At 36.1% G+C, this 3599-nt stretch carries 3 protein-coding genes and 1 pseudogene; 2 read left to right on the top strand and 2 right to left on the bottom strand.

Annotated elements, in window-relative coordinates:
- A partial coding sequence (locus F6K22_RS35675; RefSeq protein ID WP_293109304.1) for a tetratricopeptide repeat protein occupies positions 1–697 on the bottom strand: 697 nt, incomplete at its 3' end.
- A 1260-nt stretch (positions 698–1957) separates the two neighbouring features.
- A complete protein-coding gene (locus F6K22_RS35680) occupies positions 1958–2098 on the bottom strand; it encodes a TIGR03792 family protein (RefSeq protein WP_293109305.1) in 141 nt (46 codons plus the stop codon).
- Between the two features lie 102 nt (positions 2099–2200).
- On the opposite strand from F6K22_RS35680, the pseudogene rpiA reads away from it, so the two are divergent.
- Positions 2201–2536 (top strand): annotated as a pseudogene (gene rpiA, locus F6K22_RS35685) (ribose 5-phosphate isomerase A); the annotation flags it as partial.
- A gap of 591 nt (positions 2537–3127) precedes the next feature.
- The coding region (locus F6K22_RS35690; protein ID WP_293109307.1) for a reverse transcriptase N-terminal domain-containing protein at positions 3128–3599 on the top strand (472 nt) is incomplete at its 3' end.

Below are 3599 nucleotides of genomic sequence, written 5' to 3' on the forward strand. Positions count from 1 at the left end.
GTTTTAGCAATTTATATAACTTGGCGAAAGCTTCCCAATAATTTGGTTGAATAGATAAAGATTTTTGATAATAATCAAAAGCTGGTTCAAGATTTGTATACAGAGCAAATACCTCTGCCAACTTGAAATAACCTTTAGGCTCTTCTGGTTCAAGTTGCAGCAACTTTTGATAACAATAAACTGCCCGATCGAATTCCCCTATCTGAGCAAATACATTTCCTAACATCAACTCCACAGATGCCAAATTTGGATTAATATCTAAAGCTTTTTGATAATTTAAAATAGCTAAATTAAACTCCCTCTGTTTATAATAAACACTGCCAAGATTAGCATAAACTTGTACAAAATCAGGTTCAATCTTTAAAGCCAGTTCGTAAGTATTAATTGCCTGTTCAAATAAATTTTGACTTTGAAAAATATTCCCTAAAGTCAAATAAACAGAAGCAAAATCTGGTTTAATTTTAACTGCTTCTTTGCAAGTAGAAATCGCTGCATCAAAATTTCCTTGCATCAAGTATACTTCTGCTAACTTCTTGTAAGCTTCCACATAATCTGGTTTAATGCTCAAAGCTTTTTGATAAGCAATCATTGCTGTATAAAGTTGTCCAGAATCTTTCAATTGATTCGCTGTATTGAAATAATTTTCAGCTAACATTTTCATGGTAAACCCTGATAGGGGTAATACTTGAGACTGCACTTAATTTTTTTGTTAATTCTTGGCAATAACTAGAATAAGTTCATCTGGGTATTCCCTGCTGTAATTAGTGCTTTATCAAACTGCCTCTACTAACTCCTTTAAGAGAAAATCTCAAAGTTGTTGATATTTCAGAATATTAGCTGCACCATTAACATTAGCATTCACTAATAAATCGTTTTGGGTTAGATATAAACCCCGTTCAATTTATTTTCCTGACGGTTTCCAGCTCTCCGATTTTTCACCAATACTTAGCAATAAGTCATCATCTAAAAAACTAGATTGTGAAGTATAATAATCTTCTATTTAAACAAATTCTATTCCATGTAGTTCCCACAACTGGTTAATGCCTTCTTTAAGTTTAGCAGAGGGTATTTGTCAAAAATTTTGGTTGTTTTTTTCTCCAATGTTTATATCATCTTTCTGCCCCTTATTCCATCCAAAAACAATCTTGCAAATTCTATATTTAAGACAATGATTAACCACTAATTTTGCTGCTTTGTTCACCGCCTTCATTCATTCAGAATTTATAAAAGATTCAGAATTATAAATTCTGAATTCTACTTGACGTGCCAAATAAATCCCATAATTAATAAGTTTATTAGCTGTGGTACACAAATATTCCAAAAAAGGAAGAAGTTGGGAATTTTTGATTAACTCTTCTTGGCATTCATACAATTTACTTCATCACCTTTTTTTCACAAAAATATTTTAGTATACTAATTCTATTATCTCATACTTAAAAACATAAAAAAGCCGTTCTATAAGAGCCTTGCTTTAAACTCATTTTTTTGGTAATTCTACAAACCTAAGCATTTAGTAGTCAGCTATCAGCTATTAATTCATTGCTTTTTATTAGTGCAGAATGTAGGTTGAAAATGTAGTATAAGTTAAGCGAATGCTTGCTTAATTCATTAAAAAGTTGAGAGCTGACTGCTAAGTCCCTATACAAAATTAATTACACATCCTATTGACCTCCTGTTCCCAGTTAAATGTTCCCTATCTTAACTAGGAAATTTATTTTGTACAACTACTTAATAGCTGAATACTTAACCTACAAAAATCAAAACTCTACACTGAAAGCGAATGTAGACCGTTTGGGTAAGTCGCCTCAACTTCATATTCTCTAAAGTCTAACAACGAGTAATTTTCCATCCCAAGTGCTTCCCTAAACTTAGATTCAGTTTCCTGCAATAAAACTTGTGAAATAGACTTCCATTGCTCTCGACTCTCCCAATAAACTATGATAATAACTTCATTACCTCAGTAGCTATCAAGCCAGACTTCTTTTCTTAAAAAACCCATTTGTAAAGCTAGGAAAGATGTCCAAATTTCTCGATCCTTTTGGAGAAATTCTTCTTTTAAATTCTCTTCAATCTTGAATTGTAGCCATTCAATTATCATGGTATTTGTAGCAATAGAGAAAAAAGCATACTTGACTTTAACCTGCCAATTAGTTTAGGTAAGTTAGACAGTGCTGATAATTCGATCTGGAGTATTGAAGGTATGATAACAGAACAAGACCCCACTAAATTAATGAAACAGCAAGTCGGCAAAGCTGCTGCTGACCGAATAAAATCTGGAATGATAGTAGGATTGGGCACTGGGTCAACCACTGCCTACATGATTCAGTTTTTGGGGGAACGTCTCCAAAGTGGTCAACTCAAAGACATTAAAGGTATCCCCACCTCCTTCCAGTCAACCGTATTAGCTAAAAAGTATGGTGTACCATTAACCACTCTTGATGAAGTTGACCACATGGATATTGCCATTGATGGTGCCGATGAAGTTGACCCACAGAAAAATCTAATTAAGGGTGGTGGAGCAGCTCATACTCGTGAGGTGCGACTCGTTGGCCGCTAAACTAGGAAACTAGGTATAAATGGCCGTTCCAAGTCAATACATGAGGCCAACCTCGACTTGTGAATAACTCTTATTACCTTGATGGTGAGATTCCATCCGCCTTGTTGTTGGGTTGACAGCATAGACCACGGAGTAGCGACTGAACATCAATCTCCGAAGCTGGTTTAAAAGCGGGAAAATACCAGTTACTAGGAACGATACCGCAAGCAAAGGCTGACAAGTGGACGAACAGGAAGGTAATCAAACTCTCGTGAAATGAACCACCTCAAAGGTAGCTATGGGGTGTAGGACGAAAGTCAGGGGGTCATTGGATAATTTTATCTCGTGGAAATTATCAGCAACCATATCGAACCCCTCGGGAGATTTTACCCCACTAAATTAGTCGTAACAAAGGAATAAGGGAACGAGGAAACCTCTCTAAGACACCTAAGAATAAGGTCGAAATCTTAGGAAGCCATTCAAGGTCAATCTACACAAGGGATGTAGGTCTTAGGGAGAGTAGGATTGGGTAAAAAGCATATCTATGCTGACGTGCCCACTGTTAGACGTAATGTAAGGTAATAATTAGCAATGAATAAGGCTAAAACACTAAAAAGACGTTTAGGAAACCCTAAACCATTTTTAAGCGTGGCATGGGATACAGACGATATACCAGACCCGGTTTGTATTAATCCAAATCTCAAATGGAAAGATATTAATTGGAGAAGGGTTGAGAAGAATGTATTTAAGTTGCAAAAATTAATTTACAAAGCATCCGGCCGTGGCGAAATCCGCAAGATGCGTAAATACCAAAGACTTCTGACCAAAAGTTATTACGCCTTGTTGCTAGCTGTTAGGCGCGTAACTCAAGATAACCAGGGTAAGAAAACTGCGGGTGTAGATGGTATTAAAAATCTACCTCCTATGCAGAGATTCAACTTGGTTGATTTATTAAACACGCGATACCTTAAAGCGAGTCCAACCCGTAGAGTCTGGATACCTAAACCAGGGAGGGATGAAAAGAGACCTCTTGGAATTCCCACAATGTACGACCGTGCATTAC

This window comes from Okeania sp. SIO2F4 (assembly GCF_010672385.1).
Classification (GTDB): Bacteria; Cyanobacteriota; Cyanobacteriia; order Cyanobacteriales; family Microcoleaceae; genus Trichodesmium.

Bases quoted from the DNA above. Each gene is read 5' to 3' on its own strand.
- F6K22_RS35680 (WP_293109305.1), bottom strand. From the start codon at position 2,098: ATGATAATTGAATGGCTACAATTCAAGATTGAAGAGAATTTAAAAGAA.